This window comes from Pseudomonas umsongensis, from assembly GCF_002236105.1.
GTDB classification, from domain to species: domain Bacteria; phylum Pseudomonadota; class Gammaproteobacteria; order Pseudomonadales; family Pseudomonadaceae; genus Aquipseudomonas; species Aquipseudomonas umsongensis.
Genome location: NZ_NIWU01000003.1, coordinates 2,501 through 27,358, shown reverse-complemented (window position 1 = coordinate 27,358; position 24,858 = coordinate 2,501). Strand labels below are relative to the sequence as shown.

29 protein-coding genes (1 of these 29 running past the window's edge) are annotated in these 24,858 nt (G+C 58.5%); 11 read left to right on the top strand and 18 right to left on the bottom strand.

What is annotated here, in order from left to right; all coding sequences use genetic code 11:
* Positions 1-30 precede the first annotated feature (30 nt).
* Both PSUM_RS16695 and prlC read right to left on the bottom strand, forming a co-directional pair.
* Positions 31-318: a YheV family putative zinc ribbon protein gene (locus tag PSUM_RS16695; protein ID WP_008064765.1), complete on the bottom strand. Its 288-nt coding sequence runs from the start codon at positions 316-318 to the stop codon at positions 31-33.
* The gene (prlC, locus tag PSUM_RS16690) at positions 315-2,393 is read right to left on the bottom strand and encodes an oligopeptidase A (protein WP_169840442.1); all 2,079 of its coding nucleotides are present in this window, start codon (positions 2,391-2,393) and stop codon (positions 315-317) included. The genes PSUM_RS16695 and prlC overlap by 4 nt, the downstream gene beginning before the upstream one ends.
* A gap of 62 nt (positions 2,394-2,455) precedes the next feature.
* Between prlC and PSUM_RS16685 the strand changes: the two genes are divergently transcribed.
* From PSUM_RS16685 to PSUM_RS16675, 3 genes are all read left to right on the top strand, one after another.
* A complete protein-coding gene (locus PSUM_RS16685; protein WP_008064772.1) occupies positions 2,456-3,001 on the top strand; it encodes a gamma carbonic anhydrase family protein in 546 nt (181 codons plus the stop codon).
* A 28-nt stretch (positions 3,002-3,029) separates the two neighbouring features.
* Positions 3,030-3,680 (top strand): HAD family hydrolase, encoded by a 651-nt coding sequence (locus PSUM_RS16680; protein ID WP_083349958.1) that lies wholly within the window; start codon positions 3,030-3,032, stop codon positions 3,678-3,680.
* 200 nt (positions 3,681-3,880) lie between these two features.
* Positions 3,881-4,339: an REP-associated tyrosine transposase gene (locus PSUM_RS16675; protein ID WP_083349959.1), complete on the top strand. Its 459-nt coding sequence runs from the start codon at positions 3,881-3,883 to the stop codon at positions 4,337-4,339.
* 43 nt (positions 4,340-4,382) lie between these two features.
* Here PSUM_RS16675 and PSUM_RS16670 read toward each other — a convergent pair whose 3' ends face one another.
* Entirely contained in the window at positions 4,383-5,465 is a 1,083-nt protein-coding gene (locus tag PSUM_RS16670) for an aminopeptidase (protein WP_083349960.1), read from the bottom strand.
* Positions 5,466-5,525: 60 nt separating this feature from the next.
* Here PSUM_RS16670 and PSUM_RS16665 point away from each other — a divergent pair, with 60 nt between their 5' ends.
* Entirely contained in the window at positions 5,526-5,948 is a 423-nt protein-coding gene (locus tag PSUM_RS16665) for a PA0061/PA0062 family lipoprotein (protein WP_033038893.1), read from the top strand.
* Positions 5,949-5,988: 40 nt separating this feature from the next.
* Entirely contained in the window at positions 5,989-6,408 is a 420-nt protein-coding gene (locus tag PSUM_RS16660) for a PA0061/PA0062 family lipoprotein (protein ID WP_033038895.1), read from the top strand.
* A gap of 6 nt (positions 6,409-6,414) precedes the next feature.
* Here the strand turns inward: PSUM_RS16660 and PSUM_RS16655 are convergent, their stop codons facing one another.
* Positions 6,415-6,648 carry a DUF1161 domain-containing protein gene (locus tag PSUM_RS16655; protein ID WP_020798074.1) on the bottom strand — a complete coding sequence of 78 codons (234 nt, stop codon included), beginning with the start codon at positions 6,646-6,648 and terminating at the stop codon, positions 6,415-6,417.
* A 163-nt stretch (positions 6,649-6,811) separates the two neighbouring features.
* Complete coding sequence (locus PSUM_RS16650) at positions 6,812-7,243, bottom strand: OsmC family protein (protein ID WP_020798076.1); 432 nt, start codon at positions 7,241-7,243, stop codon at positions 6,812-6,814.
* Between the two features lie 237 nt (positions 7,244-7,480).
* On the opposite strand from PSUM_RS16650, the gene PSUM_RS16645 reads away from it, so the two are divergent.
* On the top strand, positions 7,481-8,482 hold the full coding sequence (locus PSUM_RS16645) for an LLM class flavin-dependent oxidoreductase (protein WP_020798077.1): 1,002 nt from the start codon (positions 7,481-7,483) through the stop codon (positions 8,480-8,482).
* Positions 8,483-8,560: 78 nt separating this feature from the next.
* Here the strand turns inward: PSUM_RS16645 and PSUM_RS16640 are convergent, their stop codons facing one another.
* Together PSUM_RS16640 and PSUM_RS16635 are read right to left on the bottom strand one after the other, a co-directional pair.
* Positions 8,561-8,785, bottom strand: a complete 225-nt coding sequence (locus tag PSUM_RS16640) for a DUF1161 domain-containing protein (protein ID WP_020798078.1) — start codon at positions 8,783-8,785, stop codon at positions 8,561-8,563.
* Between the two features lie 123 nt (positions 8,786-8,908).
* A complete protein-coding gene (locus PSUM_RS16635) occupies positions 8,909-9,124 on the bottom strand; it encodes a dodecin (protein WP_007940746.1) in 216 nt (71 codons plus the stop codon).
* A 157-nt stretch (positions 9,125-9,281) separates the two neighbouring features.
* Between PSUM_RS16635 and PSUM_RS16630 the strand changes: the two genes are divergently transcribed.
* On the top strand, positions 9,282-9,608 hold the full coding sequence (locus PSUM_RS16630; protein WP_020798079.1) for an ElaB/YgaM/YqjD family protein: 327 nt from the start codon (positions 9,282-9,284) through the stop codon (positions 9,606-9,608).
* On the opposite strand, the gene PSUM_RS16625 is transcribed toward PSUM_RS16630, so the two are convergent.
* Positions 9,581-10,498, bottom strand: coding sequence for a LysR family transcriptional regulator (locus PSUM_RS16625; RefSeq protein ID WP_020798080.1), 918 nt, complete (start codon positions 10,496-10,498; stop codon positions 9,581-9,583). The genes PSUM_RS16630 and PSUM_RS16625 overlap by 28 nt on opposite strands.
* A gap of 112 nt (positions 10,499-10,610) precedes the next feature.
* Between PSUM_RS16625 and trpB the strand changes: the two genes are divergently transcribed.
* Both trpB and trpA read left to right on the top strand, forming a co-directional pair.
* On the top strand, positions 10,611-11,846 hold the full coding sequence (gene trpB, locus PSUM_RS16620; protein ID WP_033038898.1) for a tryptophan synthase subunit beta: 1,236 nt from the start codon (positions 10,611-10,613) through the stop codon (positions 11,844-11,846).
* A complete protein-coding gene (gene trpA, locus PSUM_RS16615; RefSeq protein WP_020798082.1) occupies positions 11,846-12,658 on the top strand; it encodes a tryptophan synthase subunit alpha in 813 nt (270 codons plus the stop codon). The genes trpB and trpA overlap by 1 nt, the downstream gene beginning before the upstream one ends.
* Before the next feature lie 104 nt (positions 12,659-12,762).
* Here trpA and PSUM_RS16610 read toward each other — a convergent pair whose 3' ends face one another.
* The 10 genes from PSUM_RS16610 to PSUM_RS16565 form a co-directional block, all read right to left on the bottom strand.
* Entirely contained in the window at positions 12,763-14,724 is a 1,962-nt protein-coding gene (locus PSUM_RS16610) for a DUF7844 domain-containing protein (RefSeq protein ID WP_033038900.1), read from the bottom strand.
* Positions 14,721-15,041 (bottom strand): DUF2388 domain-containing protein, encoded by a 321-nt coding sequence (locus PSUM_RS16605; RefSeq protein ID WP_020798084.1) that lies wholly within the window; start codon positions 15,039-15,041, stop codon positions 14,721-14,723. The genes PSUM_RS16610 and PSUM_RS16605 overlap by 4 nt, the downstream gene beginning before the upstream one ends.
* 28 nt (positions 15,042-15,069) lie before the next feature.
* Complete coding sequence (locus tag PSUM_RS16600; protein WP_020798085.1) at positions 15,070-15,387, bottom strand: DUF2388 domain-containing protein; 318 nt, start codon at positions 15,385-15,387, stop codon at positions 15,070-15,072.
* Between the two features lie 107 nt (positions 15,388-15,494).
* The gene (locus PSUM_RS16595; RefSeq protein WP_008064820.1) at positions 15,495-15,812 is read right to left on the bottom strand and encodes a DUF2388 domain-containing protein; all 318 of its coding nucleotides are present in this window, start codon (positions 15,810-15,812) and stop codon (positions 15,495-15,497) included.
* A 336-nt stretch (positions 15,813-16,148) separates the two neighbouring features.
* Positions 16,149-16,364 carry a DUF1127 domain-containing protein gene (locus tag PSUM_RS16590; protein ID WP_007902752.1) on the bottom strand — a complete coding sequence of 72 codons (216 nt, stop codon included), beginning with the start codon at positions 16,362-16,364 and terminating at the stop codon, positions 16,149-16,151.
* Between the two features lie 319 nt (positions 16,365-16,683).
* Positions 16,684-18,177 carry a succinyl-CoA:acetate CoA-transferase ScpC gene (gene scpC / locus PSUM_RS16585; RefSeq protein ID WP_020798086.1) on the bottom strand — a complete coding sequence of 498 codons (1,494 nt, stop codon included), beginning with the start codon at positions 18,175-18,177 and terminating at the stop codon, positions 16,684-16,686.
* 215 nt (positions 18,178-18,392) lie between these two features.
* Positions 18,393-19,826, bottom strand: a complete 1,434-nt coding sequence (locus PSUM_RS16580) for an NAD(P)(+) transhydrogenase (Re/Si-specific) subunit beta (RefSeq protein WP_083349961.1) — start codon at positions 19,824-19,826, stop codon at positions 18,393-18,395.
* Positions 19,823-20,179: an NAD(P) transhydrogenase subunit alpha part 2 gene (locus PSUM_RS16575; protein ID WP_008064823.1), complete on the bottom strand. Its 357-nt coding sequence runs from the start codon at positions 20,177-20,179 to the stop codon at positions 19,823-19,825. Before PSUM_RS16575 ends, PSUM_RS16580 begins: the two co-directional genes overlap by 4 nt.
* Positions 20,180-20,190: 11 nt before the next feature.
* Positions 20,191-21,312, bottom strand: coding sequence for a Re/Si-specific NAD(P)(+) transhydrogenase subunit alpha (locus tag PSUM_RS16570; protein WP_020798088.1), 1,122 nt, complete (start codon positions 21,310-21,312; stop codon positions 20,191-20,193).
* A gap of 436 nt (positions 21,313-21,748) precedes the next feature.
* Positions 21,749-22,648, bottom strand: a complete 900-nt coding sequence (locus PSUM_RS16565) for a LysR family transcriptional regulator (RefSeq protein ID WP_020798089.1) — start codon at positions 22,646-22,648, stop codon at positions 21,749-21,751.
* A gap of 157 nt (positions 22,649-22,805) precedes the next feature.
* Between PSUM_RS16565 and PSUM_RS16560 the strand changes: the two genes are divergently transcribed.
* Both PSUM_RS16560 and PSUM_RS16555 read left to right on the top strand, forming a co-directional pair.
* The gene (locus PSUM_RS16560; protein ID WP_033038907.1) at positions 22,806-23,987 is read left to right on the top strand and encodes an acyl-CoA dehydrogenase; all 1,182 of its coding nucleotides are present in this window, start codon (positions 22,806-22,808) and stop codon (positions 23,985-23,987) included.
* Positions 23,988-23,999: 12 nt separating this feature from the next.
* Positions 24,000-24,858: the 5' portion of a CaiB/BaiF CoA transferase family protein gene (locus PSUM_RS16555; protein ID WP_020798091.1), read on the top strand. Its footprint extends 362 nt past the window's final position; 859 of the gene's 1,221 nt are visible here — the first part of the coding sequence; the start codon lies at positions 24,000-24,002; its stop codon lies beyond the right edge, outside the window.

The window sequence follows — 24,858 nt, the reverse complement described above, 5'->3', positions numbered from 1 at the left end:
CGTTGCGCCGTGAGAGGTGTCGCTTTCCTCTCAGTGTTGCTCGTCAGGCTTTTTCTTCAGCTTCGGATTCGGAAAAAACTGCACGGCCTGAACCTTGGTGTCCGCAGGCTTGAGTGCGGAAGTGTTGACCCGGGTACCCAGTTCCTTGGGAACGGACAGGCCTTGTTCATTCAGCGTATCGGAGTAACCGCAAGCCACGCATTCGCGATGCGGTACGTCGTCTTCGCTCCACATCATCAACTTGTCCGGCTCGCTGCAGGCTGGACAAACCGCGCCGGCGATAAAGCGTCGTTTGGTAATCACGGGGCTCTCACTCATGCTGCTGCGCCCTCACTCAGGCCGCTGTGGCGCAAGAGTGCGTCAATCGACGGCTCACGACCACGGAAATCGACGAACAGCACCATCGGCTCTTGAGAACCGCCGCGCGCCAGGATCGCTTCGCGGAATGCCCGGCCGGTGTCGGCATTGAGCACGCCCTCTTCCTCGAATTTGGAGAAAGCATCGGCCGAGAGCACTTCAGCCCATTTGTAGCTGTAGTAACCCGCCGCGTAACCACCGGCGAAGATGTGCGCGAAGCTGTTAGGGAAGCGGTTGTAGGCCGGAGGACGCATCACCGACACTTCGTCGCGCACGCCTTCAAGCACTTGCAATACGCTGCGACCGTCACCATGGGTGGCGTGCAGTTCGAAGTCGAACAGCGAGAACTCCAGTTGGCGAACCATCATCAGGCCGGACTGGAAGTTTTTCGCCGCGAGCATTTTCTGTAGCAGGTCCTGGGGCAGTGGTTCGCCGGTTTCATAGTGACCGGAGATCAGCGCAAGCCCCTCGGGCTCCCAGCACCAGTTTTCCATGAATTGGCTTGGCAGCTCGACCGCGTCCCAGGCCACACCGTTGATGCCGGACACCCCGGCGTGTTCGACGCGGGTCAGCAGGTGATGCAGGCCATGACCGAACTCGTGGAACAGAGTGGTGACTTCATCGTGGGTCAGCAGCGCAGGCTTGCCGCTGTCGGCCGGAGTGAAGTTGCACACCAGGTTGGCCACCGGGCTTTGCAGCACCCCTTCGGCGGTGCGGCGACGATCGCGGGCACCGTCCATCCAGGCACCACCGCGTTTGTTGGCGCGGGCGTAGAGGTCGAAGAAGAAGCGGCCGACGTGCTGGCCGTTTTCCTTGATTTCGAACAGGCGCACATCCGGGTGCCAGGTGTCGAAGCCTTGCTGCTCGGTGATTTCGATGCCGTATAGGCGTTGCACGATGGCGAACAGGCCGCCCAGTACTTTATCGATCGGGAAGTAGGCACGCAGGGCTTCCTGGGCAACGCTGTAACGTTGTTCGCGAAGTTTTTCGCCATAGAAGCCGCTGTCCCAGCTTTGCAGGTCCGGGCAGCCCTGTTCGGCCGCGTAGGCCTTGAGCTGTTCCAGGTCCTGGGCGGCGAACGGTTTGCTGCGCTTGGCCAGGTCGCGCAGGAAGCTCAGCACCTGATCGCTGGATTCCGCCATTTTGGTGGCCAGGCTCAGTTCCGAGAAACTGGCGAACCCCAGGAGCTTGGCCAGCTCCTGACGCAGGTCGAGGATTTCCTGCATGACCGGGCCGTTGTCGTTCTGGCCGGCATTCGGGCCCTGATCCGAGGCGCGGGTGCAGTACGCAGCGTAGACTTCTTCACGCAGGGCGCGATCGTGGGCGTAGGTCATTACCGCGTAGTAGCTCGGGAATTCCAGGGTGATCAGCCAGCCATCGAGGTCCTTGGCTTGCGCGGCGGCGGCCATTTGCGCCTTGGCCGAATCGGTCAGGCCGGCGAGGGCAGCTTCGTCGGTGATGTGCTTGGTCCAGGCCTGGGTGGCATCCAGCAATTGATTGGAGAAGCGGCTACCCAGCTCCGACAGTTTGCTCTGCACTTGGGCGTAGCGCTTCTGCTCGGCTTCCGGCAGGTCGATACCCGACAGACGAAAATCGCGCAGGGCGTGTTCCAGGATAGTTTTCTGCGCTACGTCGAAACCGGCGGCTTCCGGACTGTTGGCCAAGGCCTCATACGCCTGGAACAGTTCACGGTTCTGGCCCATTTCCGTGGAGTAGGCGCTCAATGCAGGCAGGCAAGCCTCATAGGCTTCACGCAGTTCGGCACTGTTGCACACGGCATTCAAATGGCTGACCGGACTCCACGCCGCACCCAGGCGGTCATTGAGCTCGTCCATGGCCAGCACCAGGCCGGCCCAGGTCGGTTGTTTGCCCTGGGTCTTGAGGATCTCGATAATGGCGGCGCGGTTGTCAGCCAGGATCTGTTCAATGGCCGGTTGCACATGCTCGGCACGGATCGCGGAGAACGGCGGCAGGTCGTAGGACTGCAAAAGAGGGTTGTTCACGCTCACGGTTGGCACCTTGGCTGGAAGAAACATGCAGCCATCTTAATTACAATCGACACTCACCGCAGCTATCAGCGACAGAGAGAGAACCTATCGTGTCCCTTCGCAAGTACCAGAACCACACGCCGTTGCTCGGCAAAGGCGCTTTTGTCGACAGTTCGGCGGTGGTGATCGGCGATGTTGAAATCGGCGAAGACAGCTCGGTATGGCCATTGACGGTGATCCGTGGCGACATGCACCGCATCCGCATTGGCGCGCGTACCAGCGTGCAGGATGGCTGCGTGCTGCACATCACCCATGCCGGGCCGTTCAATCCGGATGGTTTCCCGTTACTTATTGGCGACGACGTGACCATCGCCCACAAAGTCATGCTGCATGGCTGCACTGTGGGCAGCCGGGTCCTGATCGGCATGGGCAGCATCGTCATGGACGGCGCGGTGGTCGCCGACGACGTTATTATTGGTGCCGGAAGCCTGGTACCTCCGGGTAAACGCCTGGAAAGCGGTTTCCTGTATGTGGGCAGCCCGGTGAAACAGATCCGGCCACTGACTGACAAGGAACAAGCCTTTTTCACCTACAGCGCGGCGAACTACGTGAAGCTCAAGGATTTGCATCTGGCCGAAGGCTACGACCAGATCTGAAATGTCTCGCTATCGCCCAGGAATCTTCATGCATTACCAAACCGTTCTGTTTGACCTTGATGGCACCCTGACCGACCCGCGCGAAGGCATCACCCGTTCGATCCAGTTTGCCCTGGGTAAGCTGGGCATCGATGAACCCGACCTGACCAAACTCGAACACTTCATCGGTCCGCCCTTGTTACAGGCTTTCATGCAGTTTTATAGCTTTGACGAGCCCAGGGCCTGGGAGGCGGTGAACTTCTATCGGGAACGCTTCAAGGTTACCGGGCTTTATGAAAACCGCGTATTCGACGGTGTTACACCGCTGCTCGAAACCCTGGGTGGGCAAGGACGACAGCTGTACATCGCGACCTCTAAACCCTGGGTTTTCGCCCGGGAAATCGCTCGCCATTTCGACTTCGCCAAACACTTCAAGGTGATCTATGGCAGCGAACTGGACGGCACCCGGACCAACAAGGTCGAACTGATCGCCCACCTGATGGCCGAAGAAGGCCTCGACCCGGCGAGTACCCTGATGATCGGCGACCGTAAGCACGACCTGATCGGCGCGCGCAGTAACGGGCTGGATGCGGCAGCGGTGGGTTATGGGTTTGGCAGTCGGGAGGAGTTGAGTGCCGAAGCACCGGCCTATCACTTCGAAACGCTGGAGGAGATGCATCAGGCGTTTTTGCAGCGCTGATTAAATCGCTATCGCGGGCAAGCCTTGCTCCTACGGATTAATGTCGTTCACAACATTGTGGCTCGACCCATAACGCCTGTAGGAGCAAGGCTTGCCCGCGATGACGGCCTCGGAGACACATCCAGAACAACTAACATTAAGCCAATCTTCCTAAGTCGATCTAGCCTGACAGCTCAGGCCCAGATCAAGGAGGATCTTTAATGCCAAGCCGTCATCATGCCCATCGCTTGCGCACCGGACGTTACTCGGAGGAAGGGCAAATCTATTTACTGACAGCCGTCGTACTGAATCGTCAGCCCGTTTTTTCCAGCTTCAAGACAGGCAGGTTGGTTGTAGAAGCGTTTCGAAAAGCTCAAGAGGAGCAATTTGCCAACTCATTAGCCTGGGTTGTCATGCCCGATCATTTTCATTGGCTGATTGAACTGCAAAATACTCCGCTACGGACTTTGATGGCGCGTACAAAGTCTCGGACAACCGTTACGCTCAACCGCGAGCTACAGAGAGCAGGTTCATTGTGGCAACCGGGATTTCACGATCGCGCCATTCGAAGAGAAGAGGATTTACAGACAGTCGCTCGATACATCGTTGCCAATCCATTGCGGGCGGGATTAGTGGAGAAGGTAGGGGATTATCCGTTATGGGATGCGATCTGGTTATGAGTCTGGTCTAGCGAACACTCGCGATGACGTCGAGTCAATCACATCAAATGTCAGAACTTTTCAAAGCCTTCAATGCCGCTTTACGCTGTTCAACCGGCATCGCCCCAAGCCGCTCTACCCACGCATAAAACTTCACCCAATCCCCACCTACTTGCCTGAACAACGCCGCAAACGCCGGCACCCATTGGTCATACAGACCGAACGGCAGCAATCGTGCATTGTTCATCGGCGCATTAATCCAAGCGTCGTAGCGTTTGTCCCCGGCCCATTGTTCATCACGCATCTGGCGGTATTCGGCGCGCAACTGTTCGAACGCCTCAGCTTTACGCTGGCGCATTTGTTCGGGCGGCAGCGGCAGGGTGTATAGCTTTTCAAGCCGGGTGCGGGTGTCCAGAATCAGCTGAATGAATTGGCCCCGTTGTTTCTCCTGTGTTCTGTTTACGGGTGGAAGGCTACGGTAAGCCCGCCATTGGCGGGTGCCTTCCTGCTCGACAAAGGTGGCGAATGACTCGTTGAACTCAGTGTCATCCTTCACATAAACACGCTGATGCGCGAGTTCATGAAAGATCAGCGTGGCCAGTCGTTCATCACCCCAGCCCATCATTGAGTTCATGATCGGATCGTTGAACCACCCCAGGGTCGAATAGGCCTCTACTCCACCGATGGACACGTCCATGCCTTGCATGCGCTGCAGCGCCGCCTCACCGCGAGCCGCACTCTGGCTGTAATAGCCGCGATAAGCCACGCAACCGGCGACGGGGAAGCAGTGGTTTTGTGGCTTCAGGGAAAATTCCGGCGTGACAAACACGTTCCAGACCACGTAGGGACGGCCAATGTCGGCATACAGGCGGTAACTCTGATTATCCGGCAGGTGCAGTTGCTGGCTGGCAAAGGTCCTGGCTTTTTGTGATTGGACCAGGTGCGCGCGCAATTTCTGATCGCGCTGTGGGTCGGCAATGACGCGGGCAACGGGTTCTCGGGCCCGCAGCAGTTGCAGTTGACCACTGGCCAACTGGCTGTAGTAGCTGACGCTGGAACAACCGTTGAGTAACAAAAACAGCACACCCGGAAACAAAATGCGTAAAACGCGATCAAGTAACCCAAGGCTTCGATGCGGCCTGATCAAAATAAAAAAATCCCTGGAAAGTCTGCTCGCAAGACTATCCCGCTTGACTGGAGCTCCGCTATGCGCAAGTTGATGCTGACGGGAGGCCTGCTGATGCTGGCCGGATGTGCTGGATTCGGATTACCTCGCCATGATCCGACGCAAGCCTGGATCGATCTGGAGTCACATCAGGAAGACACGGCCCTGCTGGCGTTTGAAGTGGACAACAAAGCGGCAACCGACAAGCGCTATTTCGAGGTTCAACCCGGCAGCCATGAGTTGACCGTTCGCTACCAGTTCCCCGTCCAGCCCACCAATATCGGTCCCGATGCGCAACCGCTGTGGCGAGACTGTCAGATGAATGTGAAATTCAACGACTTCAATGCAGGCGAGCGCTATCAATTGCAGGCGGGGAATATTGGTTTCCGGCCATGGGCCAAGCTGTATGATCAACAGCGAAAAGTGATTGGCCAGGGCACACCAGCGGGCTGTCAACGATCCTGATCGGCGCTATCCTGAATATCCTGACATAGGGATATTTATCATGCGCAGGTTGATGCTGTTACTGGCTGCAAGTGCCGTGGCCGGCTGTTCGACGCCTATGCCGGCGGCCAATCCGCACATGGCGTGGGTAGACTTCTCTACGCCATTTCCTAACGATAAATTGCTGATGGCGGAGCGACTGGATAACCAGCGCTTGCGTGACGGGCGTTTTTTCCAGGTCACTCCCGGTAGCCACGAGCTGACCGTGCGCTTCGATTTTGAAGTGCCAGGCGGGAGCTCGGACTTGTTCGGCGGTACTACGGAGCGGCTATGCTACATAATCGTTAAATACGATCATTTCGAAGCCGGTCAGCGTTATCTGTTACAAGCCCGTTCCATGGCGTTCACCCCTGAAGCGCGCCTGTATAACGCCAGGCGCGAGATCGTCGCCGAAGCGAGCCAGATCAACTGTGTGCCTTGATTCAGGTCAGCGGTCATTCTTCTGGTAGATGATTTTCTTGGTGCCGCCGTCGCAGGAGCCAACGACCATGTTCTGATCGTGCACTTCGTCGTTGGTAACGATTTCCAAGGTGTAGGACGTCACGCCTCGGGCCTGGATCTTGGCTTCGATTTCGGCCTTGAGCTCTTCACAAGGTTTGGGTGCCGCCAGGGCCGAAGTGGCCAGGGCGCAGCAGATAATCGCCAAGGTAAAACGTTTCATGGTTGAAGCTCCTTGAGGCAGCGCGCATAGGTCATGCGTTTGTGCTGCTGTCATTTATTCGACCACAGTTTTACCGGGCAAATCTGTTTCAAATCAAAAAAGATCGCAGCCTGCGGCAACTCCTACAGGATCAAGAGTTGCCGAAGGCTGCGATCATGCGAACTTAGTTGACCAGCGTCGCATCCAGGCTGATTTTCGCATTCAGCACCTTGGAGACCGGACAACCCTCTTTGGCCTTGTTGCTCAACTCATCGAACTGCGCCTGGCTCGCGCCGGGGATTTTTGCCTTGAGGATCAATTTCACGGCCGTGATCGCGAAACCACCTTCTACCTGGTCCAGGGTCACTTCGGCGTTGGTATCGATGCTGTCGGCCTTGAGGCCGGCCTCACCGAGAATCATCGAAAACGCCATGGAGAAACAGCCCGCATGGGCCGCACCGATCAACTCCTCCGGATTTGTGCCCTTTCCGCCCTCAAAGCGGGCCTTGAAGCCATAGGGCGCGTCCCTGAGCACACCGGTTTCGGTGGAAATCGAGCCGATGCCGGTTTTCAGATCACCTTCCCAATGGGCCGATGCTTTCTTGGTGATAGCCATGCCTGTCTCCTCAAGATCCGGCGCGAAGCGTCGCGCCGTTGTGGTTTCGGTCGTTAGGGTTCTGAGGGTAGACCGGGGAGCAACGTTCAGCGCATCTGATCGTTCGGTTTTTTGTCGCTAAATTTCGCCTTGCTATTGAAACTCGGGTATATGCCCTCATTGCATGAAACACGCTTATGGATTCGGCAGGTTTTCGTTTGTAAAAAAACCTGCGCCCTCAATTGGAGAAGCAGGTTTATGAAACGACTGTCCGATATCAAGTTCTCGACCCTCGACCTGGTGCCCGTGCGCGAAAACGGCAGCGCCGCCCAGTCGTTGCGCAACTCGCTGGACCTGGCGCAGCACGTCGAGAAGTTCGGCTATAACCGCTTTTGGGTGGCTGAACATCACAACATGGACGGTATTGCCAGTTCTGCAACCTCCGTGCTGCTTGGCTATCTGGCCGGTGGTACGTCGACCATCCGTGTCGGGTCCGGTGGGGTAATGCTGCCAAACCATGCACCGCTGGTCATCGCCGAACAATTCGGCACGCTGGAAAGTCTGTATCCAGGGCGCATCGACCTGGGGCTTGGCCGTGCGCCCGGTTCCGACCAGATGACGGCCCGTGCGCTGCGTCGCGAACGTTCCGGCAGTGCCGACGACTTCCCGGAAGATGTGGCCGAACTGGTGCGTTATCTCGGCCCGCGCACCCCGGACCAGCGCGTCATCGCAATGCCGGGTACCGGCACGAATGTGCCGATCTGGTTGCTGGGCTCAAGCCTTTTCAGTGCGCAGCTGGCAGGGGAGCGCGGTTTACCTTATGCGTTCGCGTCACATTTCGCTCCGCGCTTCATGCATGAGGCCATTCGCGTCTACCGCAATCACTTCAAGCCTTCCGCCGTGCTGGACAAGCCGTACGTGATGCTTGGCGTGCCTCTGGTCGCCGCCGACACGGATGAACAAGCCGACTATCTGGCGACCTCGGTATTCCAGCGTATTCTTGCGCTGATGCGTGGTCAGAGCCTGGTGCAGCGCCCGCCGGTGAAGACGATGGACGGGCTGTGGTTGCCTCATGAGAAAGAGGCGGTCAGCGATTTCCTGGGATTGGCGATGATCGGCAGCCCGCAAAAAATCCGCGCCAAGCTGGACGTGCTGATCGAGCAGACCCAAGCCGACGAGCTGATTTTTACCTGCGACCTGTACGAACATGCGGATCGGCTGCATTCCTATGAGCTGCTGGCGCAAGTCATGAAGGGCTGAACACGTTGACCGCAAAAAAGCTGACGCGATGGCGTCGGCTTTTTGCTGGCAATCGGTTGGGGCTACCGTTTTCTGGTGCTACCGCTTATAGACTATTTCCTTGCTGCCCTTCTCGCAGGTGCCGACGATTTTCCCGCCAGACGCATTGCCTTTGTCGACAATTTCCAGCGAATAGCCGGAAATGCCCTTGGCGTCGAGCTTTGCTGCGATTTCGGCTTTCAATTCTTCGCAATTTTTGCCGTTATCAGCAAAGGCAGTACCCACCAGGCTCAACAAGCCTACCGCCAAAATAAATTTCTTCATCAGTCGCATTTCTCTGGTCGGATCAAAAAAAGGCATCCAGCCATTGGCCGGAAACGCATCTAGCGCACTGCCATTCCTTATGGCATTCGGCCAGCGCTCAAGTTCAACAGACTAGAACCAACGTCAGCTACTGGCAATCCGGAACCCGACCTTGAGTGTCACCTGGAAGTGCGCAGCCTTGCCATCCTTGATATGGCCACGGGTCTCAGTGACTTCGAACCATTCCATGTACTTGAGACTTTTGTTGGCCTCGGCCAGTGCGTTGTTGATCGCGTCTTCAATACTACTGGTGGACGAGCCGACGAGTTCGACTTTCTTATAGGTGTGATGGTCAGTCATGGCGTTCTCCTTAGGGTGTGAAATACAGCCTAGCAGTGATTTTCTGTCTTACTTCCTTCGGTCGTTGCGACATTGATACTCACATTTACTGCACTTTCTCGAGTCCCTGAAGTCCCAACCAACACACGCCACTCATCAACAATGCAGGAGAGCCACCATGGCCAACAGCTCGTTACGTAAAGCCTCATTGCAAAGCATGGAAGCGGAGATCGAGAGTCTGCTCAAATCCTTGGAAAGCCTGAAGGACGACGCCTCGGACGAGTCGCGTAAAACCCTCAAGGTGCTTAAAGGCAATGCCGAGAACGCTCTGAGGCATTCACGCCATCTGCTCTCGGATGCCTATGAAGAGGTCAAGGTCAAAACCCGTGAAACCGGAATTGCCACTCGGGATTACGCGCAGGAACACCCTTGGACGACTGCTGGTGTTGCCGTTGGTGCGCTGGGCCTGTTGGCGGCCTATTTGCTGTTTAAGCGCGGGGAATGATCTGTCTGGCGCAGCTCAGTCTTGAGCCATTGCGCCAGTTGCCTGGCGCGCCCGTCCGCGGCGCGCTTGGGTAGCCACAGGGCCAGTTGAGCGGGTGTTTCGCAAAATCCCCAAGGGGCGACCAGGCGACCCGCCTTCAGGTCCTCGGCCACCAGCGGCTCGGGAGCAATCGCAACACCCAGTCCGGCTACGGCCGCTTCCAGCAAATAATACAAATGCTCGAAACCTTGGCCGTACTTCAACGCTTTGGCGTCGAGGCCGCTTTGCTGCGCCCAACTGGGCCAGGCTTGCGGTCGCGAAGTGGTATGCAGCAAGGGTTCAGTGAGCAGCGCTGCAGCCGGCGCTGTTTCCAGGTGCTCATAACCGGCGAACCGTGGGCTCATGACCGGGCCGATCCGTTCGCTGGCCAGTTCGAAGACCTGCATATCAGCGGGCCAGGGCGGTTCGGCAAATACGAGCAGGGCATCCAGGCCGGGGCGACGGGGATCGAGATCGCCTTCGCCGGCTGACAGGTGCAGGCGCAAATCAGGCAGATCAGCGTTCAGTCGGCCCAGGCGCGGTATGAACCAGCGTGCCAGCAGGCTTCCTGAGCAGCCCAGGACGAACGGTGCATCGGCAGTGCTTTGCGTGAGCTCGGCGCACACCGTGCGCAGGCGTTCGAAGGCGTCGGCGCTGGCATCGCGTAAACGCATGCCGGCATCTGTGAGTTTCAGGCCACGGCCTTCCTTGGTGAACAGGCTCACCCCGAGGTGTTCTTCAAGCACCTTCAGTTGGCGACTGACAGCACCGTGGGTGACATGCAGCTGCTCGGCAGCCTGGCTGACGCTGTTCAGGCGGGCAGTGGCTTCGAAGGCGCGCAAGGCGTTCAGGGGTGGCAGATCGTGGCTCATGATATCTGTGAGTTTTCCTGACAGGTTGTGGCGATCTTATCGGTTTTCAGAGCCTGGCGTCAGGGGTAGAGTTAATCCCATTGTCATATCACGCATTCAATTGGAGCGCCCCATGACCCGGACTAATCTGCGCAACGGCCCTGACGCCAACGGCCTGTTCGGCGCGTTTGGCGGCCGTTACGTCGCTGAAACCCTGATGCCACTGATCCTTGACCTGGCCCGCGAATACGAAGCGGCCAAGGAAGATCCGGCATTCAAGGAAGAGCTGGCGTACTTCCAGCGCGACTACGTCGGTCGTCCGAGCCCGCTCTATTTCGCCGAACGTCTGACCGAATTCTGTGGCGGCGCGAAGATTTATCTCAAGCGCGAAGAGCTGAACCACACTGGCGCGCACAAGATCAACAACTGCATCGGCCAGATCCTTTTGGCGCGACGCATGGGCAAGAAACGTATCATTGCCGAAACCGGCGCTGGCATGCACGGGGTGGCGACCGCCACCGTGGCTGCGCGTTTTGGCCTGGACTGCGTGATCTACATGGGCACCACCGACATCGAACGCCAGCAGGCCAACGTGTTCCGCATGAAGCTGTTGGGCGCTGAAGTGATCCCGGTCGTGGCCGGCACCGGCACCCTGAAGGATGCGATGAACGAAGCCCTGCGCGACTGGGTGACCAACGTCGACAGCACCTTCTACCTGATCGGCACCGTCGCCGGTCCACACCCTTATCCGGCAATGGTCCGCGACTTCCAGGCCGTTATCGGCAAGGAAACCCGTGACCAGCTGCAAGCCCAGGAAGGCCGCCTGCCGGACAGCCTGGTGGCGTGCATCGGTGGCGGTTCCAATGCCATGGGCCTGTTCCACCCGTTCCTGGATGACAAGAGCGTTGAGATCATCGGCGTGGAGGCGGCCGGCCACGGCATCGAGACCGGCAAGCACGCGGCCAGCCTGAACGGCGGCGTACCGGGTGTGCTGCACGGCAACCGGACCTTCCTGCTGCAGGACGACGATGGCCAGATCATTGACGCACACTCGATCTCCGCTGGCCTGGACTACCCGGGCATCGGCCCGGAGCACGCCTGGTTGCATGACATCGGCCGTGTCCAGTACACCTCGGTGACCGACGACGAAGCGCTCGCTGCATTCCACCAGTGCTGCCGTCTGGAAGGGATCATTCCTGCCCTGGAAAGCGCCCATGCCCTGGCTGAAGTGTTCAAGCGCGCGCCGACGCTGCCGAAGGATCACCTGATGGTGGTCAACCTGTCGGGTCGCGGCGACAAAGACATGCAGACCGTGATGCACCACATGGAACACTCTCAACACGAGCAATCCAAGCAGGAGAAACACTGATGAGCCGCCTGCAAACGCGTTTTGCCGAACTCAAGGAACAGAACCGCGCCGCCCTGGTGACCTTCGTCACCGCCGGCGACCCGGAATACGACACCTCCCTGGCGATCCTCAAGGGTTTGCCAGCCGCTGGCGCCGACGTGATCGAATTGGGCATGCCTTTCACCGATCCGATGGCCGACGGCCCGGCGATCCAGCTCGCCAATATTCGCGCGCTGGCGGCCAAGCAGAACCTGGCGAAAACCCTGGAAATGGTGCGTGAGTTCCGCAAGGACAACAACGAGACGCCACTCGTCCTGATGGGTTACTTCAACCCGATCCACAAGTACGGTGTACCGCGTTTCATCACCGATGCAAAAGAGGCCGGTGTCGATGGCCTGATCGTGGTGGACATGCCGCCCGAGCATAACGGTGAGTTGTGCGACCCGGCCCAGGCCGCCGGTCTCGATTTCATTCGCCTGACTACCCCGACCACTGACGATGTGCGTCTGCCAACAGTCCTTAATGGTAGCTCCGGGTTTGTTTACTACGTATCGGTGGCCGGTGTGACCGGTGCTGGCGCAGCAACCCTGGAACACGTCGAAGAAGCGGTCACTCGTCTGCGCCGTCACACCGATCTGCCGATCAGCATCGGTTTCGGCATTCGCACGCCAGAGCAAGCGGCGTCCATCGCGCGCCTGGCGGACGGAGTGGTGGTGGGTTCGGCACTGATCGATCACATCGCCAATGCCACGACGCCGGAACAGGCGATCGATGGTGTGCTGAGCCTGTGCTCGGCATTGGCCGATGGCGTGCGTAAGGCCCGCGTCAGCTAACGGAACAGTTGCTACACAGAGGAATCAAACCCTCTCGTCACAGGTTGATCAGCAAGATCGAGGGCTTCAGGACAATGTTCTGAAGCCCTTTTGCTTTTTTAGCCTCAAGGCAATTGAAGGCCACCTGCTGCCTTGTGCAATTTACGCAGATGCTCACCGATCTGTTTCACGTTGGCTTCGTTGGCCGCCATTTCCGCTGCGCGGTCTGGATCGAGCAGGGCCCGGACTTCCTTGTCCAGATCCCCGGTCAGTGCCTGAAGCTGCTTCTGCCGCAGGCTGGTCTCCGATTCCAGGCGTTGCCATTCAGCAGGTTGTGGCAAGCCATACCCGCCGCTGCCGAGTAATTCCGCCGGACGACTGAGGAAACCGCTGTTATCGAGAATTTGCCTCAGTGTCGCGTTGGCTTTGTCCATTCCGCCGTTTTTCAGCTCACGGGCACCCAAGTAACGTTGTTTGACTTCGTCCTGGGCCAGGAGCAACTGCTGGCGATAGCTTGCCTGTTCCAGCAAGAGCAATGCCGCGCTGGTGCGCAAATCTGCCTGATCGAACCATTGGCGGCGTTGTGCGGCGGTCAGGGACAGCCAGTCTTCGACCTTCTCCTGTTTGATCGGTAGCTGTTTTCTCAATACCTCGAACATTGCTTGATAGCGATCGCGGAAAGAGTCAAAGCGATAGCCCAGGCGAAGCGCCTCACGTGGATCGTCCAGCACGCTGGTATCCGCCAGACCGCGCCCCTTGAGCACCTCCAGCAAACCATTGGGCATGATGTTGTCCAGGGCAACCAGTTTTGAGTTGTTGGTGCCGCCACGCAATAACTTCAGCTCTTCGACAGCGCAGTTGTTCGACAGGAAGAAGTAGTTGCCGTCGTAACTCCAGTGCATCTCTGCGGCACGCTCCACCACGTTTTCAACCTCTTCACGAGACAGGTTCAGTGGCACGGAGGCGAGGCTGCGTAACTCGGTCTTGGTGTATTCGTCGATCACTTGGGCCAGCGGCAACACGAACAGGCGTGAGGGGTATTTACCCACCAGTCCATCCCAACTCGATAGTTGCACGTCGCCCACGAACGCACGGTAGGACAACACCAGGTGCTGGTCCAGGTCCAGGCGGCAATCCGGCCCGCGTGGCCGGCCAGGTGCACAGATCACCAGGCGCAACATGCTGTGGCCCCAACGGCTGACCCAGTTCTGATTGGCCTCTGCCAGTAGATAGTCGACGGCGTAGACCCGCTCCGGATCGACCTGGCCCAAAGGCGTCTTGGCAAAGTCATTGCCGGCGTTGAGGAATGCGAAGGTCTTGCCGCAATCGTTCTTGGCCGCAGGTGCCCAGCCGAAACGCTCCTTGTAGTAGCGGTACAGCGCAGGGCGACGACAGGCGTAGCTCGGGTCGAGGAGGAAATACTCCATGTTGACCGCGACGAATTCCTTGGGGCTGCTGGTCTCGTAGATATCCGGGCTGCGGGCGATCTGACGGTTGTGCTGTTCGCGCTCGCCCCGACGGCCAACGTACTGTTGCCAGCCGGCAAGGTCGAGCAGGCGCGGATCATCGCTCAAGGTAAAGCGTCTATCGGACTGCCCACGGCATTGATCGGGAATACCGATCAGCCCTGAACTGCCGCTGCGTTGGGTGCAGCGCTGGATCAGCGTGCGTTCCGCGTTTGGCCAGAGGCGCGAGCGATCATAAATATGGGTCAGCTCATGCAGCACCGTCGCGAGCATTTCCCGGCGCACAGTGCCATGGGGACGATAGGTTTTCTTGGTGGCAGCGCTGCCATCGGTGAGGCTCGCCAACAAATTGCGATTCAGATCGAGTTCGGAAACCAGCGACGCCTGACCGTAGGCATCGCTGCGCATTTTATCGGTCCAGCCGACGTCGATACGCCGGTCGAGTTGCTCGATGAACCGTGGCGGCAATGCCTGCATGGCTTCATCAAGCAAAGCCTGGCTGGCCCGCTGTTGCGCCGGGCTAAGGCCATCGGTCTTGAGGTGTAGTTCGAGGTCGGCGTGGGCCGTGCTGCCAAACAGCAGCAGGGCCCCGGCCAACAGCCAGGAAGCTGGAGACCTCACAGTGCGAGGATGGCTTCGGCGAGATCCTGATCACTGGCATCGCGGGCTTCAGGAACGCGAGTGCGCAACAAATTGAGCGCAGATTCCAGGTGTGCACCACGAATATCGCCGTTGCTGGCGACGAAACTGGCGGCATCGTCCTGGGCTTCACGGACGATTTTAGAGTCGCGGATCGACGTCGTGGTGTCGGAAGTGAAATCCAGTGTGCGCTGGGTGGCACGAATGAGGATGTTGCTGGTGGCAACCAGGGTTTGGGCCTGGGCCACATCAGCCAACAACAATAGGCCAAGGGTGGCAACAATCAGCGGGTTACGCATGGAACGACTCCGGAGAAACATGGGATAACTATTGGACGAGAATTGCTCGTGCCAGTTCAAGGTCACTGGCATGAAGTTTTGGCTGGGCCTGGCGCAGGTAATCCAAGGCCGATTCCAGTCGTGCGCCTCTCATTCGACCATCACTGGCGATGAATACCGCGGCATCATCCCGGGCGTTGAGGAGCAGTTTATGATCGAAGGGGGCAGAGGTCACCAGGCCTGTGGCATAAACGCTAGCCACGATGCCTTGGGTAGACAGGTTAAACGCGTCGAAGGCATGGGCTGCCCCCGAATAGCAGGCTGCTAGAAAGACTGGAGCAACCAGCAGGTTTGAAAGAAAACGCATGAGACTCGACAGTTGAGTGTGAGTCCCAAGGCTAGCGCAAGGCCCGGGCTAGAGCCAGCGCTGAAACATTGGGACACGTCACGCGTGTCCCCCATCATGGAAAACGCTTAGATAGTCAGGATGGCTTGCGCCAGCTGGGCGTCTGTTGCATTCAGTTGCGGAGCCTGGTGGCGAATGTGATCGAGTGCACTTTCCAGTTTAACCCCACGGATCGAACCTTCGCTGGCGACGAAGCTGGCAGCATCGTCACGGGCCGCGAGCACGATCTTGTCGTCCTTGAACGAAGACGTCACGTCGGAGGTGGCGTCGGACGTGGCTTTGAGTGCACCGACGACGGCATCGGTGGTCACGATGAAGCTGGTGGCGTGGGCATTGGCAGCCACGGCAAGCAGGGCTGCAGCGCTGAGCAGACGAAGACGGGACATGGTGTAACTCCTTTGGATAAGACGATAAAGGTGGCGCAGTGTCTGGTGATTCAGACGCCAGACACTCGGGGGGCGCCACGTTCTGGCTTGATATTAGGCCTGAGCAGGTCGTTTCGAACAGCCTATAAGAGAAAAGGTTGCTAAAAATCAGTTCGAGCGGTCGATAGTCGATTGCAAACTGTAATGGTCTGATCCTGAACTATAAAAACTGTACCTGTTTGCGCATTGATAACACCTGAAACGACAAAGCCCGTCGTGGAATCCCACGACGGGCTTTGTTTGTGCAATTCGGGTTGCTGGCGGTGGACCCTGCGGGTCAGAGCCAGCGACGCTGACTTAGCGCCAGAACGGCTTGCTCAGCTCTTCGTAGCGTTGTGCTTCGCTAATCCCGGCGTCAGCCAGCAGACGCGAATCCAGGCGAGCCAGTTGGTGGCGGCTGGAGATGCGGCGCTGCCACAGCATCAGGTTGGCGATAACGCGCAGAGGCATGGAAGCCTGGGTTTTTGCAGCAGTGTCTTCGAAGAACAGTTCGGAACTGAGTGTACGTTCCATGGTTTTCATCCTTCCGCTTATGGCGGGATTAGGTAGTGGCTTAACTGGTGCCCATGATCCTCTTGTTTGCCTAGTCTCTGTAGATACAGTTCATCTGTATTGTGAGAGCTCAGTTAACTGTTTATAGGGGGTGTACTGGTCAAAAATGAGGCAACTGTATCTATCTGCGCCATTATGGTGCGATTTTACTGATTTGGCGGGGTGGAGTAGGAAAATTCGGTAGGAAATGACCGGTACAGCAGTACAGTTTTTGTCAGAATACGAGGTGACAACAGCGAGCTGACGAAACTGTGTTTGCGTCAGCTGCCATCTGTATCAATTAAACAGCGATCATTCTCCCGGTTTCTTCCAGGTTCATGTGCCAGCTCAGTGCATCACGCAGGATATGGGGCGTGTGTCCGCCGATGGCGCAGGCGGCCGTGAAGTAGTCGTTCAGTGCCTGGCGATAATCTGGATGTACGCAGTTGTCGATGATGACGCGTGCCCGCTCCCGGGGTGCCAGGCCGCGCAGGTCCGCCAGGCCGACTTCGGTGACGAGGATGTCGACATCATGTTCGGTATGGTCAACGTGGCTGACCATCGGCACCACGCTGGAAATCGCCCCGCCCTTGGCGATCGACTTGGTGACGAAAATCGCCAAGTGCGCGTTGCGCGCGAAGTCGCCCGAGCCGCCAATGCCGTTCATCATCCGCGTGCCGCAGACATGGGTGGAGTTGACGTTGCCATAGATATCGAATTCAAGGGCGGTGTTGATGCCGATGATCCCGAGGCGGCGGACCACTTCCGGGTGGTTGGAGATTTCCTGAGGGCGCAGCACCAGTTTGTCCTTGTAGCGCTCCAGGTTGCCGAATACGTCAGCGTTGCGGCGACTCGACAAGGTGATCGAACTGCCAGAGGCAAAACTCAACTTGCCGGCATCGATCAAGTCGAACGTCGAGTCCTGAAGCACCTCGGAGTACATGGTCAGGTCTTCGAATGGCGAATCGATCAAACCACACATCACGGAGTTGGCGATGGTGCCGATCCCGGCCTGCAGTGGGCCGAGCTTGTTGGTCATGCGTCCCGCGCCGACTTCTTGCTTGAAGAAGTCGATCAGATGATCGGCGATCGCTTGGGTATCCACGTCCGGTGGCAGCACGGTGGACGGTGAGTCGGACTGATTGGTGACCACGATCGCGACGATCTTTTCCGGTGGAATCGGGATGGCGGTGCTGCCAATGCGATCGTCGACCTTGACCAAGGGAATCGGCGTACGGGTCGGGCGATAGGTCGGGATATAGATGTCGTGCAGACCTTCGAGGTTGGGGTTGTGCGCCAGATTGATCTCGACGATCACGTGCTTGGCGAAAATCGCGAAGCTGGCCGAGTTGCCCACGGAAGTGGTCGGCACGATATGACCTTGCTCGGTAATGGCCACGGCTTCGATCACCGCGATGTCCGGCAGCTTCAGTTGCTGGTTGCGCAATTGCTCGACGGTTTCCGAGAGGTGCTGGTCAATGAACATCACATCGCCAGCGTTGATCGCCTTGCGCAAGGTGCTGTCCACCTGGAACGGCATGCGTCGTGACAATACGCCGGCTTCTGTGAGCTGTTTGTCGAGGTCGTTGCCCAGGCTGGCGCCGGTCATCAGGCTGATCTTCAGCGGGGAGGCTTTGGCCCGTTCGGCCAGTGCGTGGGGCACGGCCTTGGCTTCGCCGGCACGGGTGAAGCCGCTCATGCCGACGGTCATGCCGTCCTCAATCAGAGCGGCAGCCTCGGCGGCGCTCATCACTTTATCCAACAACGAAGGCAGGCGAATACGGTCACGGTACATGGATTGTTATCTCGGGCAACGGGTAGCAGGACATGCAGTCTATTGAATTTCACGGCGCTGTGTCCCGCTACCAAGGTCGCAAACGAGGTGTCTATTCCGGTGCTTTCAGACAAAACACCGTTACCGTTTCGGTAACAACGCGACGGTTTGACCATTGATTTGCACAAACAAAAACGCCCCGACGAGTCGGGGCGTTGTGGCACTGCGAAACGGTCTTACTCGACGGCTTTAACCATGTCTTCGATGACTTTCTTGGCGTCGCCGAAGACCATCATGGTTTTGTCCAGGTAGAACAGCTCGTTGTCCAGGCCGGCATAGCCGCTGGCCATCGAGCGCTTGTTGACGATGATGGTCTTGGCCTTGAACGCTTCGAGGATCGGCATGCCGGCAATCGGCGATTTCGGATCGTTCTTCGCCGCCGGGTTGACCACGTCGTTCGCGCCCAACACCAGTACCACGTCGGCCTGGCCGAACTCGGAGTTGATGTCGTCCATCTCGAACACCTGGTCGTAAGGCACTTCGGCCTCGGCCAGCAGTACGTTCATGTGGCCAGGCATGCGACCGGCAACCGGGTGGATCGCGTACTTCACGGTCACGCCACGGTGGGTCAGCTTCTCGGTCAGTTCCTTCAGCGCATGCTGGGCCCGCGCTACCGCCAGGCCGTAGCCCGGAACGATGATCACGGTGTCGGCGTTGGTCAGCAGGAAGGTTGCATCGTCAGCCGAACCGGATTTCACCGGACGCGCTTCTTTCGAGCCTGCAGGGCCTGCGTCCGCCGTGTTGCCGAAACCGCCGAGCAATACGTTGAAGAACGAACGGTTCATCGCCTTGCACATGATGTACGAAAGAATCGCGCCGGACGAACCGACCAGCGAGCCGGCAATGATCAGCATCGAGTTGTTCAGCGAGAAGCCGATACCCGCCGCCGCCCAGCCCGAGTAGCTGTTGAGCATGGACACGACGACCGGCATGTCGGCACCGCCGATCGGGATGATGATCAGCACGCCAAGCACGAAGGCCAGCGCCAGCATCACGGCGAAAGCGGTGTAGTCGCCGGTGAGCATGAAGGTCACGCCCAGGGCCAGTGTGGCCAGGCCGAGCAGCAGGTTCAGCTTGTGCTGACCGCCAAACTGTACTGGCGCGCCCTGGAACAGGCGGAACTTGTATTTGCCCGCCAGTTTGCCGAAGGCAATGACCGAACCGGAGAAGGTGATCGCACCGATGGCAGCGCCGAGGAACAACTCCAGGCGGTTACCGGCCGGGATCGCATCGCCGAGGTTCTGGACGATACCCAGCGACTGTGGCTCGACCACGGCGGCCACGGCGATAAACACCGCCGCCAGGCCGATCATGCTGTGCATGAAGGCGACCAGTTCGGGCATCTTGGTCATTTCAACACGTTTGGCCATGATCGTACCGACAGTGCCGCCGATCAGCAGGCCGACGATCACGTAGACGATACCGTCGTGGGCCAGCTCGGCGCCCAGCTTGTAGATCAGGCCAACCGTGGTGAGGATCGCCAGGCCCATGCCGAGCATGCCGAACAGGTTGCCGCGACGCGACGTGGTTGGGTGCGAGAGTCCCTTGAGCGCCTGGATGAAGCAGACCGAGGCGATCAAATACAGGGAAGTAACCAGATTCATGCTCATGCTTGCTGCACCTCAGCCTTGATTGCTTCGGCCTTGGCTGCCGGAGCTTTTGCTGGAGCCGCTTTCTTCTTGAACATTTCCAGCATGCGCCGGGTAACCAGGAAGCCACCGAACACGTTCACTGCGGCCAGGGCCACGGCGAGGGTGCCCATGGTCTTGCCCAGTGGGGTCACGGTGAGGGCGGCAGCCAGCATGGCGCCGACGATGACGATGGCCGAGATCGCGTTGGTCACGGCCATCAGAGGGGTGTGCAGTGCAGGGGTCACGTTCCAGACCACGTGGTAGCCGACATAGATGGCCAGCACGAAGATGATCAGGTTGTAGATACCGTGAGAGATCAGCATGTCTTCCATTGTTTTTATCCTCAGCCGTTCTTGCGCACGATCTGGCCGTCGCGGCACATCAGGCACGCGGCGACGATATCGTCTTCAAGGTTGATCACCAGTTGTCCTTCTTTATCGAACAACAGTTTCATGAAGTCCAGCAGGTTGCGTGCATACAGTGCCGAGGCGTCGGCAGCGACTGCGGCCGCCAGGTTGGTCGGGCCAACGATGGTCACACCGTTTTCGACAACCACCTGGTCGGCCACGGTCAGCGGGCAGTTACCGCCTTGGGCAGCCGCCAGGTCGATGACCACCGAGCCCGGTTTCATCTGTGCCACGGTCTCTGCACTGAGCAGCGTCGGTGCCTTGCGACCCGGAATCAGCGCCGTGGTAATGACGATGTCAGCCTGTTTGGCGCGTTCGTGCACGGCCACGGCCTGGCGCTGCATCCAGCTGGCAGGCATCGGGCGAGCGTAACCGCCGACACCGACAGCGCATTCACGCTCTTCATCGGTCTCGTAAGGCACGTCGACGAACTTGGCGCCCAGGGATTCGATCTGTTCTTTTACCGCCGGACGCACGTCAGACGCTTCGATCACCGCACCCAGGCGCTTGGCCGTAGCGATGGCCTGCAGCCCGGCAACACCGGCGCCGAGAATCAGCACCCGCGCCGCTTTCACGGTGCCCGCGGCGGTCATCAGCATCGGCATGAAGCGCGGATAGTGATGAGCGGCCAGCAACACGGCTTTATAGCCGGCGATGTTGGCTTGCGAGGACAGCACGTCCAGGCTCTGTGCGCGCGAGGTGCGAGGAGCGGCCTCCAAGGCAAAGGCAGTAATGCCGCACTCAGCCATCTTGGCGATGGTTTCGTTGTTGAACGGATTGAGCATCCCCACCACAACGGTGCCGCTCTTAATCAGCGCAAGCTCGCTGTCGCTGGGGGCGACCACCTTCAAAATCAGCTCTGCACCAAACGCCTCGCTGGCACTGCCAATGGCCGCGCCTGCGGCTTCATAGGCACTGTCGACAACACTGGCATTGACGCCGGCGCCGCTTTGTACAGTGACCTTATGACCCTGGCCGATCAGCTTCTTGATGGTTTCGGGGGTTGCAGCAACCCGTGTTTCACCGGTCTGGGTTTCGAGAGGAACACCAATGTGCACGTCAAATCTCCTGCGTGATCTTATTGAGTAAACCCATGCACTACGGATGGTGCGGCTGGGGCGGCCGATCAGCACGACCCCGCTAAATTCAGGCGGGGCGCGGCATTTTGCAGGCGAACTTTGTGCCCTTACAAGGGATTATGACGGGTGACGGAAAATTAACTACAAGTCACCCCGTGACCGAATGTCGCAACCAAACGGCTCAATCCCTTGTAGGCCGTGCCTTTCGGGCATTTTGGCGCAAATCCAACAATATACACATCGGCCATATGAATGATGCGGAATCGACCTGGAATAGTGGCGCAAAGCCGCGTCTTCAGGCGCTTGTGGCACGTTTGTACTGCTTCGTCGTACAGTTTCTCTCTATGCGACAATTACTTATATCTGTAGGGTTTTCAGTTTTCTGACTACGAGGTCAGATAAGTTCTGCAGGCCTTTATCCTTCTAGGCTGTAGCCATGGGCCTGATTTACCAGCCAGTCCCGAAAAGCCCTTAAAGACGCCGATTCGACCTTTCTCTCCGGAATCATCAGGTAATAGGCCTTTATGCTGGAGAGCGCCTGCGGGTTGGCGATCACCAGGCGAGCCTCGGCCAATTCGCGCTGAATCAGGAACGGCGGGATCAGTGCAATCCCCATGTCGTGCATCGCCGCCTGGGCCAGCATGGAGAATAGCTCGTAGCGCGGCCCTGTCATGTCGCGTGGGACGTTCAGGTGCTGAGAGTCGAACCATTGGCGCCAGGCGTAGGGGCGGGTGGTCTGTTGCAGAAGGGGAAGGTCGGCGATTTCAGCGGCTGTCAGGGCATTTTTTTGGCCCAATAGGTTGGGGCTGCACACGGGCATCGGATTTTCGCCCATCAGCCTGTGGGATTCAGTACCCGACCAATCCGCATCACCGAAGTAGATCGCTGCGTCGAAATCGGTGTCGGCAAACAGAAACGGCCGTGTGCGGTTGGTCAGGTTGACTGTTACTTCCGGGTGTTTCTGTTGAAAGTCCTTGAGCCTGGGCAGCAGCCACTGGGTCCCGAACGTTGGAACTACGGCCAGTTCTATGACGTTGGCCCCCTGTTGGCCCATCACGGACAAGGTGTCGCGCTCAACCGCATCGAGTTGGGTGGCAACCCGGCGACTGTAGGAAAGACCCGCCTCCGTCAGCTTGACCCCGCGTCGGGAGCGTCGGAACAGTTCCACGCCCAGGAACTCCTCGAGGCTGGCGATCTGTCGACAAATTGCCCCTTGGGTCAGCGAAAGCTCCTGGGCTGCCTTGGTAAAGCTTTCATGGCGGGCGGCGGCTTCAAAGCTGATCAGGGCCGTTGTGCTGGGTATTTTCCTGCGCATGTACGTCAACCTCACTAATACATCGCCTTAAATGGCTTTTGCGACATCTCGGAGTGAGAAATTAGCACAACAGTATGCGAAATCCTCGTTTGCCCAGACGGCGAACCCGGCCTAGGATCACTGCACGTTATTTGACCTGTTTCGAGAGGACACACTCATGGCCGGTAAAGCTAGCTTCAACTGGATCGATCCCCTGCTGCTGGATCAACAGCTCACCGAAGAAGAGCGCATGATCCGCGACACCGCTGCGCAGTTCGCTCAGCAGAGTCTCGCGCCGCGTGTGCTCGAAGCCTTCCGCCATGAAAAGACCGATCCGGCGATCTTCCGTGAAATGGGCGAAGTGGGTCTGCTGGGTGCAACCATTCCCGAGCAGTACGGTGGCAGCGGCCTGAACTACGTCAGCTACGGTTTGATTGCGCGTGAAGTCGAGCGCGTCGACTCCGGCTACCGTTCGATGATGAGCGTGCAATCCTCGCTGGTAATGGTGCCGATAAATGAATTCGGTACTGAAGCCCAGAAACAGAAGTACCTGCCAAAACTGGCGTCGGGCGAGTGGATCGGCTGCTTTGGCCTGACCGAGCCAAACCATGGCTCCGATCCAGGTGCAATGATCACCCGTGCACGGAAAGTGGAAGGCGGCTATAGCCTGACCGGCAGCAAGATGTGGATCACCAACAGCCCGATCGCCGACGTATTCGTGGTTTGGGGCAAGGACGATGCCGGCGACATCCGCGGCTTCGTTCTGGAGAAGGGCTGGAAAGGCCTGAGCGCTCCGGCGATTCACGGCAAGGTTGGCCTGCGGGCATCGATCACCGGCGAGATCGTCATGGACAACGTGTTCGTTCCGGAAGAAAACATCTTCCCTGACGTCCGAGGCCTGAAAGGTCCTTTCACCTGCTTGAACTCGGCCCGTTACGGCATCTCCTGGGGGGCGCTGGGCGCCGCTGAGTTCTGCTGGCACACCGCTCGCCAATACACCCTGGATCGTCAGCAGTTCGGTCGCCCATTGGCCGCGACCCAGTTGATCCAGAAGAAGCTGGCCGACATGCAGACCGAAATCACCCTGGCGCTGCAAGGCTGCCTGCGTCTGGGGCGCATGAAGGACGAAGGCACCGCGGCGGTTGAAATTACCTCGATGATGAAGCGCAACTCCTGCGGCAAGTCCCTGGATATCGCGCGCATGGCCCGCGACATGCTGGGCGGTAACGGTATCTCGGATGAATTCGGCGTTGCTCGTCATCTGGTCAACCTGGAAGTGGTGAATACCTATGAGGGTACGCATGACGTCCACGCGCTGATCCTCGGTCGCGCTCAGACCGGCCTCCAGGCGTTCTATTAATAGGAGAACGTCATGGGCGCGCTTTCACATCTACGGGTACTGGATTTATCGCGGGTGTTGGCTGGGCCATGGTCCGGCCAGATCCTCGCCGACCTTGGCGCTGAAGTGATCAAGGTCGAGCGTCCGGGCAATGGCGATGACACGCGCGCCTGGGGCCCTCCGTTCCTCAAGGACGCCTATGGCGAGAACACCAGCGAGGCTGCCTATTACTTGTCGGCCAACCGCAACAAGCAATCGGTCACCATCGACTTCACGCGTCCAGAGGGGCAGAAGCTGGTGCGTGACTTGGCGGCCAAGTCGGACATCCTCATCGAGAATTTCAAGGTCGGCGGTCTGGCAGCCTACGGTCTGGACTATGAGTCGCTGAAAGCGATCAATCCTGATCTGATTTATTGCTCGATCACCGGGTTTGGGCAAACCGGTCCCTACGCCAAGCGCGCAGGTTATGACTTCATGATCCAGGGCCTTGGTGGCCTGATGAGCTTGACGGGTCGACCTGAAGGCGAAGAGGGTGCTGGGCCGGTCAAGGTGGGTGTGGCGCTGACGGACATCCTCACCGGGCTGTATTCCACTGTGGCTATCCTGGCCGCGCTTGCGCATCGAGACCACGATGGTGGTGGGCAGCATATCGATATGGCATTGCTGGATGTTCAGGTCGCCTGTTTGGCCAATCAGGCGATGAACTACCTGACAACGGGCAATGCGCCAAAGCGCCTGGGCAATGCACACCCGAACATCGTGCCTTATCAGGACTTCCCTACGGCTGATGGCGACTTCATCCTGACGGTCGGGAATGACGGGCAGTTTCGCAAGTTTGCCGAAGTGGCTGGGCAGCCTCAGTGGGCGGACGATCCGCGTTTTGCAACCAACA